Source organism: Streptomyces spororaveus, from assembly GCF_016755875.1.
In the GTDB taxonomy this organism is placed as follows: domain Bacteria; phylum Actinomycetota; class Actinomycetes; order Streptomycetales; family Streptomycetaceae; genus Streptomyces; species Streptomyces spororaveus.
Map to the genome: position 1 here is coordinate 3076317 of NZ_BNED01000005.1, position 14033 is coordinate 3090349.

10 protein-coding genes and 1 pseudogene are annotated in these 14033 nt (G+C 73.4%); 2 read left to right on the forward strand and 9 right to left on the reverse strand.

The window, feature by feature from the left end; genetic code table 11:
- Positions 1-1087 precede the first annotated feature (1087 nt).
- Positions 1088-2320, forward strand: a complete 1233-nt coding sequence (locus tag Sspor_RS15920) for a C40 family peptidase (protein ID WP_373318784.1) — start codon at positions 1088-1090, stop codon at positions 2318-2320.
- On the opposite strand, the gene Sspor_RS15925 is transcribed toward Sspor_RS15920, so the two are convergent.
- The 5 genes from Sspor_RS15925 to Sspor_RS15945 are packed head-to-tail and all read right to left on the reverse strand — an operon-like array spanning position 2245 to position 8023.
- Positions 2245-3531, reverse strand: a complete 1287-nt coding sequence (locus Sspor_RS15925; protein ID WP_202199733.1) for a styrene monooxygenase/indole monooxygenase family protein — start codon at positions 3529-3531, stop codon at positions 2245-2247. The genes Sspor_RS15920 and Sspor_RS15925 overlap by 76 nt on opposite strands.
- A 26-nt stretch (positions 3532-3557) precedes the next feature.
- On the reverse strand, positions 3558-4190 hold the full coding sequence (locus tag Sspor_RS15930) for a GTP-binding protein (protein WP_202199734.1): 633 nt from the start codon (positions 4188-4190) through the stop codon (positions 3558-3560).
- Positions 4171-4560 (reverse strand): DUF742 domain-containing protein, encoded by a 390-nt coding sequence (locus tag Sspor_RS15935; protein WP_202199735.1) that lies wholly within the window; start codon positions 4558-4560, stop codon positions 4171-4173. Before Sspor_RS15935 ends, Sspor_RS15930 begins: the two co-directional genes overlap by 20 nt.
- Positions 4557-5042, reverse strand: a complete 486-nt coding sequence (locus Sspor_RS15940) for a roadblock/LC7 domain-containing protein (RefSeq protein WP_202199736.1) — start codon at positions 5040-5042, stop codon at positions 4557-4559. Before Sspor_RS15940 ends, Sspor_RS15935 begins: the two co-directional genes overlap by 4 nt.
- Positions 5039-8023 carry a sensor histidine kinase gene (locus Sspor_RS15945; RefSeq protein ID WP_237403881.1) on the reverse strand — a complete coding sequence of 995 codons (2985 nt, stop codon included), beginning with the start codon at positions 8021-8023 and terminating at the stop codon, positions 5039-5041. The genes Sspor_RS15940 and Sspor_RS15945 overlap by 4 nt, the downstream gene beginning before the upstream one ends.
- A gap of 397 nt (positions 8024-8420) precedes the next feature.
- Here Sspor_RS15945 and Sspor_RS15950 point away from each other — a divergent pair, with 397 nt between their 5' ends.
- Entirely contained in the window at positions 8421-9212 is a 792-nt protein-coding gene (locus Sspor_RS15950; RefSeq protein ID WP_202199738.1) for a protein phosphatase 2C domain-containing protein, read from the forward strand.
- A 12-nt stretch (positions 9213-9224) separates the two neighbouring features.
- On the opposite strand, the gene Sspor_RS15955 is transcribed toward Sspor_RS15950, so the two are convergent.
- The 4 genes and pseudogenes from Sspor_RS15955 to Sspor_RS15970 all read right to left on the reverse strand — a co-directional run bounded on the left by Sspor_RS15955 (position 9225) and on the right by Sspor_RS15970 (position 14020).
- Positions 9225-9665 carry a MarR family winged helix-turn-helix transcriptional regulator gene (locus Sspor_RS15955; RefSeq protein ID WP_033218751.1) on the reverse strand — a complete coding sequence of 147 codons (441 nt, stop codon included), beginning with the start codon at positions 9663-9665 and terminating at the stop codon, positions 9225-9227.
- Positions 9666-9780: 115 nt separating this feature from the next.
- Positions 9781-12186, reverse strand: a complete 2406-nt coding sequence (gene lon / locus Sspor_RS15960) for an endopeptidase La (protein ID WP_202199739.1) — start codon at positions 12184-12186, stop codon at positions 9781-9783.
- Positions 12187-12471: 285 nt separating this feature from the next.
- Positions 12472-13047 (reverse strand): annotated as a pseudogene (locus Sspor_RS15965) (DUF4097 family beta strand repeat-containing protein); the annotation flags it as partial.
- A 91-nt stretch (positions 13048-13138) separates the two neighbouring features.
- Positions 13139-14020, reverse strand: coding sequence for a sulfurtransferase (locus tag Sspor_RS15970; RefSeq protein WP_202199740.1), 882 nt, complete (start codon positions 14018-14020; stop codon positions 13139-13141).
- Positions 14021-14033 lie beyond the last annotated feature (13 nt).

Here is a 14033-nt window from a genome sequence, read left to right on the forward strand (position 1 = left end):
CGCCCACAACCTCGATCCGACACTCGACGCGCGTCCGACGACCGGCCGGGGCTGGGCATAAGCCGCCCACCACCCATTCGCTTCTCCCAGACTGCGACCGACGGCCGGTTTGGTGCTGAAGAGAGCTGCTGAGAGGGACTGACGGCCGGTACCTCGCCTATTCCGTCGTGGAACTGGGTCAGTGAGACCACGACACCACAAACCCACCCCCAAACAGGGGCAATTGGGGCAAGCTGGCGGCCTTCTGGGCCACTCATGTGCGCTGACCTGTATCCACGACGAAATAGCCGCAGTCCCACGCCTTTTCACCCCGGACGACGGCCAGACGCAGCCAAAGAGGACCCTCATGCGCCTGGGCGGCTCATGACCAGCCGCATACGGTCGTCGGACGCCGTCATCGAGAGACCCGTGAGTGGTGGGCGGCCTATGCCCAGCCCAACTCGGTCGTCGGACGCCGAGACTGGGGAGTCAGTGGGGGTGGTGGGCGGCCTATGTCCAGCCCAAGACGGTCGTCGGACGCTGCGACTGGGGAGTCAGCGGGGGTGGTGGGCGGCCTATGTCCGGCCCAGGACGGGCTGGAGACGCTGAGACGTGGGGAGCGCGTAGCGATTTGGGGCGCTTCCCCCGGTCCGGGTCTCGGTCTGGATGGGCCCCGCCTCGGGAACGTGCCCACCCGGGACCGGGCAGGGGGTCTCTGGCTGCCCCGTCCTGATCCTTGAGTGCCCGGCTCGTTCTTTTGGGGGCTTCTCGGCAGTCTTCGGATTTCCGGGGCGGGACGGTCGGTCAAGGGTGGCCGTCAGGCCATCGCGAAGCGACGCGAGGAACGAGCGCCCTTGAGGGACCGGCCCGACACGGAGAGACGATGAGACTGACGGGAAACCCCCATACACATCCCTGACCACCGCCCGAGCAGCTCCCGCACACCGAAGCCACCGCCCCGCCACCCGACCCCGCCCGCGCGGATCGGCCCCACCGGAGCCCCCGCCCCGCCCCACCCCCATCCGGGTGATGGGCGGCGACCGGCCGACTCCGTTGGGGGATTTGTCATACCGGGCGTGGCAGCATCGGCCGTCTCGGAGGTGATCCCATGTCACATCGGCTGCCCTGTCGGCTGTCGTACCGGCTGTCGTACCGCCCGCTTCGCGCCGTCTGCATCGCCGCAGTGCTCGTCGTCGCCGGGCCGGTCCCGGGGGCCGGGGCCGAGCCCGGGCTGCCCGAAGGGGAGTCCGTCGGGGTGCTGCTCACGCGCCTGCAGGGTTTGTACCAGAAGGCCGAGGAGGCCGCCGAGGCGTACAACGCCACCGACGAGGCCCTCCGGGCCGGCCAGGCCGAGGAGCGGCTGCGCGCCGCCGCGCTCGGCAAGGCCCGTACGGCGCTCGACTCCGAGCGGGCCGTCGCCGGGCGGCTGGCCCGGGAGCAGTACCAGGGCGGCCAGGGGTTGTCCCCGTACGCCCGGATGCTGCTCGCCGGGAGCCCCCAGGCCGCCCTGGACCAGCGGCGGCTCGCCGCCCGCGAGGGCGCCCGGCGGGCGGCCGTACTGGCCCGGCTCGCGCGGGGCGAGAAGGAGGCCGACGCGCTCGCCGCACGGGCCCGTGCGGCCCTGGACACCCGGCAGACCCTGGCCGCGCGGCAGAAGATCCACAAGGACGAGGTCGCGGCGCAGCTCAAGGAGGTCGAGCGGGTGCTCGCGGCCCTGACCCCGGATCAGCTCGCCCGGCTCGGCGCGCAGGAGGCCGAGAACACGGCCGTCGCGCAGCGGGACCTGCTCGGTTCGGGCCGGCTCCCCGCTCGTACGGGCACTCCGACGGCGGCCGGTGGTGCCGCGCTCACCTATGCGGCGGCGCAGATCGGCAAGCCGTACATGTGGGGCGCCGAGGGTCCGGGGTCCTTCGACTGCTCCGGGCTGACTTCGCAGGCCTGGGCGCACGCCGGGCGGGTGATCCCGCGGACGAGTCAGGAGCAGTGGGCCCGGCTGCCGAAGGTTCCGCTGGACCAGCTGCGGCCCGGGGACCTGGTGGTGTATTTCCCCAAGGCCACGCATGTGGGCCTGTACGTCGGCGGGGGCAAGGTGATCCAGGCACCGCGGCCGGGGGCCCGGGTCAAGGTCTCGCCGATCGCCGCGAACCCGCTGCTGGGCGCCGTCCGGCCGGACCCGGACGGCGCTCCGCTCGCCGAGTTCACCCCGCCCGAGCTGCCCGAGGCAACGGCGGGCGGGGCGACGGGCGAGGCGGGGGACGATACCGGCTACTCCGCCGAGGAAGCTCCGGACGCCACGGACGCCTCAGACGCCCCGGACGCCGACGCGACCTCCGCCAGGTAGTCGGCGGTGTCCTCGGGGTCGTAGAAGTACGAGTCGAAGTCGGCCGGGTTGTCGAAGCCGTTGGCGAATCGATTCGCCACCGGCTGGAGCTGCCCGGCCGCGCCGATCAGGTTGAGTACGTGCTCCGGCGGGACGCCCAGCATCGCGTTCGTCCACTGGGTCACCGGCTTGCCCGTGGTGAACCAGTACTTGTCGAAGGTGGCCTTCATCCACGCCTCGTCGAACGGCTTGTCCCCGTGCATCAGGATCGACGACAGGTAGGAGGCGGCGCACTTCGCGGCGGAGTTCGAGCCCTGCCCGGTGATCGGGTCGTTCGCGACGACCACGTCCGCGACGCCCAGCACCAGGCCGCCGCCCGGGAGGTGGCCGATCGGGTTGCGTACGACCGGCGCGTAGCGTCCGGCCAGTGTGGCGCCCGCGTCCGTCAGCTCCACCTTCTTCGCCCGGGAGTACTCCCACGGCGTGAACTTCTCCATCAGCTCCAGCGTGAGAGCGAGGTGCTCCGCCGGGTCCTTGACGCCGTTGAAGACGTCGAGCGGGCCGCCGGGGATGCCCTCCCAGAACAGGATGTCCGCCCGGCCCGAGGTGGTCAGGGTCGGCATGACGAACAGCTCGCCGACGCCCGGGACCAGGTTGCAGCGGACGGCCTCCGTCTCCGGGTGCTCCGGGCGCGGGCCCAGGCCGTGCACGTAGGCGACGGCGAGCGAGCGCTGCGGTGCGTCGTACGGGGAGCGGGCCGCGTTCCGCCCGAACATCGAGACCAGTTCTCCCTTGCCGGCGGCGACCAGCACCAGGTCGTACGCACGGGAGAAGTAGTCGAGGTCGGCGACCGAGGCGCCGTGGATGACCAGCTGTCCGCCCCGCTGCACGAAGACGTCGAGCCAGCCGGCCATCTTCACGCGCTGGTCGACGGACTGCGCGTACCCCTTGAGCCTGCCGAGCCAGTCGATGGCCCGGCCGGCGTCGGGGGTGGCGACGGAGACGCCGAGGCCCTCGATCTTCGGGGCCTGCTGCTCCCAGAAGTTGATCTGGAGATCGCGTTCGTGCTGCAGGGCCGTGTCGAACATGCACTGGGTGGACATGACCCGCCCGGTGCGGATCTCGTCCGCCGTCCGGTTCGACATGAGGGTGACCTCGTACCCCTTGGACTGGAGTCCGAGGGCGAGCTGGAGACCGGACTGGCCGGCTCCGACGACGAGTATCTTGCGCATCTCTCACGCTCTCTGTTCGAGGGGCTCTATTCGGGCGTGCTGTCGAGGGCGTGGCCCACCAGGGCGAGCAGCGATTCGACCACCGTGTCGCGGCGCCTCGCGTCCATGATCACGACCGGTACGTGGGGCGGGACGCTGAGCGCCTCGCGCACGTCCTCGGGCTCGTACGACTGCGAGCCGTCGAAGTGGTTCACGGCGACGGCGTACGGCAGCCCGCAGGTCTCGAAGTAGTCGAGGGCCGGGAAGCAGTCGCGCAGGCGGCGGGTGTCGGCCAGGACGAGGCCGCCGATGGCGCCTCGCACCAGGTCGTCCCACATGAACCAGAACCGTTCCTGGCCGGGGGTCCCGTACACGTAGAGGACGAGGTCGTCGTCGAGGGTGACGCGGCCGAAGTCCATGGCGACGGTGGTGGTGTTCTTGTCCGGGGTGCCGGACAGGTCGTCGGTCGGGACGCTGGCCTCGGTCATCACCGCCTCGGTGCGCAGCGGGGTGATCTCGGAGACGGAGGAGACGAAGGTGGTCTTGCCGACGCCGAAGCCGCCCGCGACGAGCACCTTGACGGCGACGGGTGCGCGGGAGCGGTCGTACTGCCAGGGCTGGGCCGGCTCGTCGTCCGACTGCGGCAGCACCACCGGGTTGTCAGAGACGGCGAAGACCACTGAGCACCCTTTCCAGCAGCGCGCGTTCGGGACGGCCGCTGCCGTGGCCCGTGCCGTAGACGCGGATCCTTCCCTGGTCGGCGAGGTCGCTGACCAGGACGCGGACCACGCCGAGCGGGAGCTTCAGCAGCGCGGATATCTCGGCGATCGTGCGCATGCGGCGGCAGACCTCGACGATGGCGGGCATCTCGGGCATGCGGTCGGGCTTCTGCGGTTCCGAGACCTTCGTGTCCAGGGTGGCGACGAACGTCTCGACGTGCAGGACCTGGGTGAAGCGGGTGCGGCCGCCCGTGAGCGAGTACGGGCGGACGCGGGCGGGGCGGCGGTCGGCGCCACGTATCGGCAGCCGTTCGGAGGCCGTACTCCTCACGGGGTGTTCTCCATCGACTGGCGCAGCTCGCTGCGGACTTCGGGGGTCAGTACGTGGCCGGCCCGGCCGACGAACAGGGCCATGTGGTAGGCGACGACACTCATGTCGCAGTCGGGGGTGGCGTGCACGCCCAGCAGCGAGCCGTCGCTGATGGCCATGACGAAGACGGAGCCGTGCTCCATCGCCACCATGGTCTGCTTGACCGCGCCGGTCTCCATGAGGGCGGCGGCGCCGGTGGTGAGGCTGCCGAGGCCGGAGACGATGGTGGCGAGGTCGGCGGACGCGCCGCGCGGGCCCTTGGCCCGGGGTTCGGTGCGCGGCTCGGCCGTGCCCGCTCCCGGGTCGGAGGACAGGAGCAGCAGCCCGTCCGAGGAGACGACGGCGACGGAGTTGACGCCGGGTACCTCCTCGACCAGGTCGGTCAGCAGCCACTGCAGGTTGCGGGCCTGGGTGCTCAGTCCGTACGTACTGGGCGCGGTCATGTGCGTGCCTCCTGTGCGGTGTCCCCCCGGTCGGTCTTGCTCTGGCCCTGCCTCCGCGGCTGCCCCTGGTCGAACGCCTGGTCAGGGGCTTGGTCGGACCCCTGTTCCTGGGCGAGTTCGGCGGCGACGACGCGCCGGCCGTCCTGGGCTCCCTGGTAGAAGCCTCCGAGCCGGCGCCGCAACTCCTCGGCGTCGACCCGGCGCGGCGGCTCGGGCGGTCCGTCGGCACGGGCCTCGCGCTTGGCGGGGACGGTGCGCGGGGTCCGCCTGGGCAGGCCCTTGTCGGTGACGGCGCCTTCGCCCTCGGCCTGGTCGGCCGGGTGGCTGCCCTGGCGGGGGAGCCAGTTGCCCTCGGCCGGGGCATGGGTGTGCGGCTCCGTCTCCGGTGCGGCTTCCTGTACGTCGGCCACGGGTGCGGCGGTGTGCGGCGCGGCCGGGATCTCCTCGGCGGGGTCCGGCACGCCCGGGGCGGCCGGCTCCGCGTCGGGGACGACCCGGGCGAGCAGCTGCTCCTCAGGGGTGGGCCCGTCCGCTGCCGGGGGCCCGGCGACGAACACCTGGTCGGCGGACGGCAGTCCGGCCGTGGCGGGTGCGTCGACGAGCGGCTCGGCCTCGGCGGGCACCGGGTGCGGCTCCGCCGGGACCTCGGTGACGACGGCGGGGCCCGCCAGTGCCTCGGCGAGGGTGATCGGGACCGCCGCGACGGCGGGCTCCGGCTCCGGCTCGGCCGCCTCGACCGGCTCGACAGCGGCCGGCTCGACAGCCTCGGCCGGCTCGGCCGGCTCCTCGGCGACGACCTCGGCAGCAGCCTCGGCATCGGCTTCCGCGGCCGCGTCCATGTCCGGCTCCGGAGCGGCATGCGCGCCCCGGCGCCGCTTCGGCAGCGTGTTCTCGTTCGCCTCCGCTATCACACCGGGCAGCCGCAGCTCGGGCGCGCCCGGCATGGCCAGGGTGTGCACCGGGGAGACCGTCGGGCCGTCGGGCAGCAGCGCCGCCGGGACGACCACCAGGGCTTCGGTCCCGCCGTGCCGCGGGGTGCGCAGCTCGGCGGTCACCCCGTGCCGGGCCGCGAGCCGCCCGGCCACGTACAGGCCGAGGCCGAGGCCGTGTTCCGCCTCGGGTTCCTCGTCGTAGGCCTCGGGCGTGGACAGCCGGGCGTTCAGTGATTCCAGGCGGTCCTCGGTGACGCCGATGCCCTCGTCCACGACGGACAAAACAACGTCGCCGGTGCCCTGCAGCCAGCCGGACACCTTCACCTTGACGTCCGGCGGGGAGAACGTGGTCGCGTTCTCCAGCAGCTCGGCCAGCACGTGCGAGATGTCGTCGGCCGCGTGCCCCGCGACCTGGGTGTACGAGGGCAGCGCGGCGAGTTCGACGCGCTCGTAGCGCTCGATCTCGCTGACGGCGGCCCGCATCACGTCGACCAGCGGCACCGGCAGGCCCTGCCCGTGACCGTGTTCCTGCCCGGCCAGGACCAGCAGGTTCTCGTTGTGGCGGCGCATCACGGTCGCCAGGTGGTCCAGCTTGAAGAGGGTCGCCAGCCGGTCGGCGTCCTGTTCCTTGGACTCCAGTTCCTCGATGACCGCGAGCTGGCGCTCCACCAGGCCCAGGGTCCGCAGCGACAGCGAGACGGAGGTCGTCGACATGATGCGCCGGTGCTCCTCCAGCCCCGCCCGCAGCGTCGTCAGTTCTTCCTCCAGCGCTTCCCGGCCGGCGGCCAGCACCTCGTTGCGGCCGATGATCCGGCGCCGGTCGGCGTCGAGCCCGGCGATCCGGGTGTGCAGGGAGACCGTCTGGTCGCGCACCGCGTTCAGGTGGCGCACGACCTCGGCGAACTCGTCGTTGCGGCCCGTGAACCGCACCGGTTCCACCGAGCCCTCCGGTGTGGCCAGCCGCTGCGCGCCGCGGCGCAGGACCGACAGCGGCCGGGTCAGCGACCGCGCCACGGCGGTCGAGAAGCCGACGGCGAGCAGGAACAGCAGGCCCAGCAGGGCGATCACGATTTCGAGCCGGGTCACGTCGTCGTCGCGCAGCGCGGCCAGGGCGGAGGCCCGTTCACTCGCGAGGGTGGCTTCCACGGTGCGCATGCGGTCGATGCGGGCGGTGAGCGCGGTGCCGACGGTGGCCCCGTCGGTCTTGCGGTCGGCGGGCGTCAGGGTGGGCCGGTCGGTGAGCCGCTTGAGGAAGTCGTCGGCCGTCTTGACCTCGGGGCCGGTGACGGTGGCGGCCAGGGTCTGGCGTACGTCGGGCCGCGCGGCCCGTGCGAAGTCGTCGAGGGCGGCCTGCTCCCGTACGCGCGCACGCTGGGCGGCGGTGGTGAGTTCGTCGACCACGGCGGCGTTGGGGGGCTGATCGCCGCGGGGGACGGCCAGGGCGGCGAGCAGGAGTCCACGGGTGGCGGAGGCCTGTTCCACGGCCTGGCCCAGCGGGGCCAGCGGACGGGTGGTGGTCAGGGCGGCCTCGGCGCGCGGCGGGGTGAGCTCGGCGAGCCGGCGGCCGGGGGCGAGGAGTTCCGCGATGACTCCGGCGTAGGCCTGTTCGGCGGCGAGGGCGCTGCCCTTGCCGTCGACGGCCTCGGCGCGGACGGTCCGTACGCGGGCGAGGGCCTGGGCGGTCGCCTCGTCGGCCTCGGCCTGGACCTCGGCGAGCTGCCGGTCGGTCCCGGCGATGCGCTCCTGGACGGGGCCCTTGGCTGCGCCGGGCCGGCCCTTGGCGGCGTACTCGACGACCGCGTCGCGCTCGTCACCGAGGAGGTGCGCGAGGGTGAGGGTCTGCCGGGTCTGGTCCGCGAGGGTGACCAGGCGCTGGGAGTCGTTCAGTTCCCTCGACGCGGAGACGACGGCGGGCGCGCCTGCCGCGAGGACGGTGAGGCCGGCGACGGCAACGCCGACGACCAGCCTGCGGCGCACGCGGACGCGGCGTCCTGCGGGGGCCGGGCCGTCGGCGGCGGTGCCGTTCTTCCGAGACCGCTTCTTCTGCACCGGTGCTCGCAATCCTGTACGTGTGCTCTTGCTCGTCTACTCGTGTGGCCGAGGTAACGGCCGGTCAACAAGTAAACGCCCCCTGCCCCCTCGTACCGCCTCAGACCTTTGCAGCGTGCTGGGGAGAGAGCCGCACATCACCCAACCGGCCACTCGAACGAGTGAACATCACGGATGAGTTGCCGACCAACTCGGGCACCCTGTGCCGGAGCGCCCGCATGGACAGGTGGTTGAAAGATCGATGCGGGCTTTGGCAGGATGCCCGCCCACATGACCGGCCCGCGGCCCCCGGCCCGTGCGGTCCGCCCGGCCGGTCCGGGCGCGGGGCCTGCCGGGCGCGCCCGATTTGGTACGGACCTGCCCGCGTCCGCCGTCCTCCGCGCGGCAGAATGCGGGGATGCGCATCGACCTCGCCTCGGCCCCCGGCCACCAGGAACGCCCCAATGAGGACTGGGTGTCGGCGGCGATCCCCGCTTCGGGCGGCGGCGTCCTGGTCCTCCTGGACGGGGTCACCCCTCCGGCCGGGGACGACGGATGCGTGCACGGAGTGCCCTGGTTCGCGGCACGCCTCGGCGGCCGATTGACCGAACTGTCCGGATCGCGGCGGGACATGCCGCTCGATCAGGTTCTGGCCGAGTCCGTCCGCGCCACGGCCGACGCCCACCGCGACACCTGTGACCTTTCTCACGTGCGGACCCCGCAGGCGACGGTCGTCGTGGTCCGCTGGGACTCCCGGTACGTGGAACACCTCGTCCTCTCGGACTCCGTACTGCTCCTGCAGGCGCCCGGCGGCGCGGTGACGGCGGTGCTCGACGACCGGCTGGACCGGATCCCGCCGGAGGTGCTGCGCTCGGTGGCGGCGACGGACGCCCTGCGCAACGCGGAGGGCGGCTTCTTCACGGCGGCCGCGGACCCGGCGGTGGCCGCCCGGGCGGTGACGGGGCGCACGCCGCGCGGGCTGGTGCGGGCGGTGGCCGCGCTCACGGACGGCGCGAGCCGGTGGACGGACACGTTCGGGCAGGGCGACTGGGCCGGGTGTCTGGCGGTGCTGCGGAAGGAGGGTGCGCAGGGCCTGATCGGGCGGGTGCGCGCCATCGAGTCCGCCCCCGACTCCGCCCCCTACTCCGCCGCCGCGTCGCCCCGGCACAAGCGGCATGACGACGCGTCGGCGGTCTACGCGGAGCTCTGAGCGGGCGGTGGACTACTCCCCGCCCGCGTTCAACTGGTTCAGCAGCCGGGCCAGTTCCGCCACCTCGCCGCGGTCCCAGTCGGCGAGCTTGCGCATGTACTGCTCGCGGCGCGCTCCCCGGACCCGCAGGAACCGTTCCCGGCCCTCCTCGGTGAGGCCGACCAGGGAGGCCCGGCCGTCGGCGGGGTCCGGCTCGCGGGCCACCAGGCCGAGGACCTCCAGGGCCCGCAGCTGCCGGCTCATGGTGGCCTTGCCGACGCCGAAGTAGGCGGCGAGCTCAGTGGCCCGCTGCCGGCCGGCCGCCTCCAGGCGTACGAGGAGCCCGTACGCGGCCGGCTCCAGCTCGGGGTGGAGCTCGCGGGCCATCTCGCCCGAGGAGGCGCGGGCCCGCCGGAGGAAGACGGACAGCTCCCGCTCCAGGGCAAGGAACTCCTGGTCTTCACTCCCGTGCACGTCCCGCTCCTTCGATGATGTGTGACACCCCGGTGGGTGGGGGCCAGTATTTCGCAGCGGGTGCGCCGACGGCCCGGTACCCCGCCGGAGCGGGACACCGGGCCGTGTGCACGCGTCAGGCAGCGGCGACGGCCGGAGCCTGCGCCCGGGCCAGGGCGAGCTCCAGGACCTGGCGCACGTCCGTCACCGGGTGCACCTCCAGCCTCTCCAGCACCTCCGCCGGGACGTCGTCCAGGTCGGCCTCGTTCCGCTTGGGGATGATGACGGTGGTCAGCCCGGCCCGGTGCGCGGCGAGCAGCTTCTGCTTGACCCCGCCGATGGGCAGGACGCGCCCGGTCAGCGAGACCTCGCCGGTCATGGCCACGTCCGTGCGCACCTGCCGTCCGGAGAGCAGGGAGGCGAGGGCGGTGGTCATGGTGATGCCCGCGCTCGGGCCGTCCTTGGGCACGGCGCCCGCGGGGAAGTGGATGTGCACGCCCCGGTCCTTCAGGTCGGCGACCGGGAGCTCCAGTTCCGCGCCGTGGGAGCGCAGGAAGCTCAGCGCGATCTGCGCCGACTCCTTCATGACGTCGCCGAGCTGGCCGGTGAGGGTCAGGCCGGCCGCGCCCGTCTCCGGATCGGCCAGCGAGGCCTCCACGAACAGCACGTCGCCGCCCGCGCCGGTCACCGCGAGGCCGGTGGCGACGCCGGGTACGGCGGTGCGCCGCTCGGCCGGGTCCTGGGCGGACTCCGGTACGTGGTGCGGGCGTCCGATCAGGGCCCGCAGGTCGTCGGCGCCGATGCTCAGGGGCAGCTCGCGCTCCCCCAGCTCGTGCTGCGAGGCGACCTTGCGCAGCAGGCGTGCGAGGGACCGCTCCAGGGTGCGTACGCCCGCCTCGCGGGTGTACTCCCCGGCCAGCCTGCGCAGCGCGTCCTCGCCCAGGACCACCTCGTCGGAGCCGAGCCCGGCGCGCTCCAGCTGGCGCGGGAGCAGGTGGTCGCGGGCGATGACGACCTTCTCGTCCTCGGTGTACCCGTCGAGACGGACGAGCTCCATCCGGTCGGCCAGGGCCTCGGGGATGGCTTCCAGGACGTTGGCGGTGGCCAGGAAGACGACGTCGCTGAGGTCGAGTTCGACCTCCAGGTAGTGGTCGCGGAAGGTGTGGTTCTGCGCCGGGTCGAGGACCTCCAGCAGGGCGGCCGCCGGGTCGCCGCGGAAGTCGGAGCCCACCTTGTCGATCTCGTCGAGGAGGACCACGGGGTTCATCGACCCGGCCTCCTTGATGGCCCGGACGATCCGGCCGGGCAGGGCGCCGACGTAGGTGCGGCGGTGGCCGCGGATCTCGGCCTCGTCGCGGACGCCGCCGAGCGCGACCCGGACGAACTTGCGGCCCATGGCGTGCGCCACGGACTCACCGAGCGAGGTTTTTCCGACACCGGGCGGGCCGACGAGGGCGAGCACGGCGCCGCCGCGCCGTCCGCCGATGACGCCCATGCCGCGCTCGCCGCGCCGCTTGCGGACGGCGAGGTACTCGGTGATGCGGTCCTTCACGTCGGCGAGGCCCGCGTGCTCGGCGTCGAGGACGGCCCGCGCGCCCCGGATGTCGTACTCGTCCTCGGTGCGCTCGTTCCAGGGCAGTTCCAGCACTGTGTCCAGCCAGGTCCGGATCCAGGACCCCTCCGGGCTCTGGTCGCTGGACCGCTCCAGCTTCTCGACCTCCTTGAGGGCGGCCTCCCGTACCTTCTCGGGGAGGTCGGCGGCCTCGACGCGGGCGCGGTAGTCGTCGGACTCCTCGCCGTCCTTCTCGCCGTTCAGCTCGCGCAGTTCCTTGCGTACGGCCTCCAGCTGCCGCCGGAGCAGGAACTCGCGCTGCTGCTTGTCGACGCCGTCCTGTACGTCCTTGGCGATGGACTCGGCCACGTCCTGCTCGGCGAGGTGGTCGCTGAGCGCCTTGACGGCGAGCTTGAGGCGCGCGACCGGGTCGGCGGTCTCCAGCAGTTCGACCTTCTGCTCGACCGTCAGGAAGGGCGAGTATCCGGAGTTGTCCGCGAGGGCGGACACGCCCTCGATCTGCTGGACCCGGTCCACGACCTGCCAGGCGCCGCGCTTCTTGAGCCAGCTGGTGGCGAGGGCCTTGTACTCCTTGACGAGCTCGGTGACCGCCCCGGGCAGCGGATCGGGCACCGACTCGTCGACGGTCTCGCCCTCGACCCAGAGCGCGGCCCCGGGCCCGGTGGTCCCGGCCCCGATCCGGACCCGGCCGAGGCCGCGGATGAGCGCCCCGGGGTCCCCGCCGGAGAGCCGGCCGACCTGCTCGACGGTGCCGAGCACACCGGTCCCGGCGTACGTGCCGTCGATGCGCGGTACGAGCAGGACCCGGGGCTTCCCGCTGCCGCTCTTCCCGGCGGCTGCCTGTGCCGCCTCCACGGCGGCGCGCACCTCGGTGTCGGACAGCTCCAGCGGTACGACCATTCCGGGCAGCACGACCTCGTCGTCGAGCGGCAGCACGGGCAGGGTGAGTGTGACGGACGTCGAAGCCATGATCTTCCCTCCGGCAGTGAAGTTGAGCTCTGCCGACTCAATGCATGTGCGCCTCCCGATGTTCCCCAAGGCCCGTTCGCCCGGGGCGAACGCGTCAGGGCGCGGAGATGCGGATGTCGCCGGAGCTGGTCTTGACCGAGATGCGGGAGGAGGCGGAGGCGTCGTCGGGAAGGGAGATGTCGCGGTCGCCGGAGTCGGTGGAGACCTCGATCCGGTACGGGGCCGCGGGGTCTTCAGCGTGACGTCGCCCGAGGAGGTCTCGGCGAGCACCGACGACGGAGCGTCCGTGAAGTCCAGGTGCGCGTTGCCCGAGGCGGACCGGACCTCGGCGCTCGGGCCGGACAGCCCGGTGGCGGTGATCTCACCGGAGGAGGTACGGACCTTCAGCGGGCCGCCGATCCGCTCGGCCGTGACCGCCCCGGAGTCGGCCTCCACCGCGGCCCCCGCCACACCCGTCACCGTGATGTCGCCGCTGGAGCTCTCCAGGTCGACCGTGGCCGCGGCCGGGACCTCCAGCCGGTAGTCGACGTAGCAGTTCCCGGAGCAGCTCTTGCTGAAGGTCAGGACACCGCCGGTGACCTGCTGGCCGGTCTCCGGGACGGTGTCCCCGCGGTAGTGGACGGTGCGGTGGATCGTGACACCGGGGCCGGTGCCGGGGGCGACCTCGATCGAGCCGGCCCGGGTCCCCGTCAGCTTCACCGCCGTGACCGCCTCGGTGACCGCGGCGTCGGCGGTCGCCTTCTTGTAGGCGCCATCCCCGAAGGCGCCGCCCGCGAAGGAGCAGCCGGCCAGGAGGAGGCCGGCCCCGAGGGCGGCGATCGCGGTACGGGCCGTGCGGGCTGACGTGGTGTGAGTGGTCATGGCCCGAGTCTGGCGCGGAGGGTGCCCCGGGCCGATGGTGCACGTACCCGGACCTCCGGTGGGGCTAACCCCCGTCCCCCGCTCACGCCCGCTACCGGTCGGTGGTCACGGGGAGTTCAGAGGGCATGCCCCACTCGCTCCAGGAGCCGTCGTACACCGCGATCTCCCCGTACCCGGCGAGGTCGGCGCCGAGGGCCAGTACGCAGGCGGTCACCCCGGAGCCGCAGCTGAAGTAGAGCCGCTCCCGCTCCCCCGCCAGGGCCCGGAAGGCGGCGCGCAGTTCCCCGGCCGGGCGCATCAGGCCGTCCCGGTCGCAGAGTTCGACGAACGGCAGGTTGAGCGCGCCCGGCATGTGGCCGCCGCGCAGGCCCGGCCGGGGTTCGGGGGCGGTGCCGGCGAAGCGTTCGCGGGTGCGGGCGTCGAGGACGGCCGCGGCCGGGTCGGTCAGGGCCCGCGCGACGGTGGCGCTGTCGACCAGCAGCCCGGGCCGGGGCCGGGCGGTGAAGGAGCCGCGGGGGCCCTCGTACGCCGGGGCGGTGGCCGAGACGGGCAGGCCGGCGGCCGTCCAGGCGGGCAGTCCCCCGTCCAGGACGGCGGCACGGTCGAAGCCCATGGCGCGCAGCATCCACCAGGCGCGGGCGCTGGAGTAGACGCCGGCGCCGTCGTAGACGACGACGGTGTCCTCGTCCCCGACGCCGAGGGCCCGCATCGCCTCGGTGAACTCCGGGGCGCCGGGCATGGTGTGCGGGGCGGGCGCGGTGTGGTCGGACAGGGCCCCGTCGAGGTCGAAGGGCCGGGCGCCCGGGATCCGGTGGGCCGCGGCGCGGTGGGCGCCGACGGAGGCGTCGAAGAGGACCAGGCCGGGCGCACCGAGCCGCCCGGCGAGCCAGTCCACGCCGACGAGCGGCCCGGGCAGGGCCCCGGAGCCGGCTTCGGGCAGGACTTCGAGCGGCGCGTTCTGGGGTGTGGTCATGCGGGACGGAACC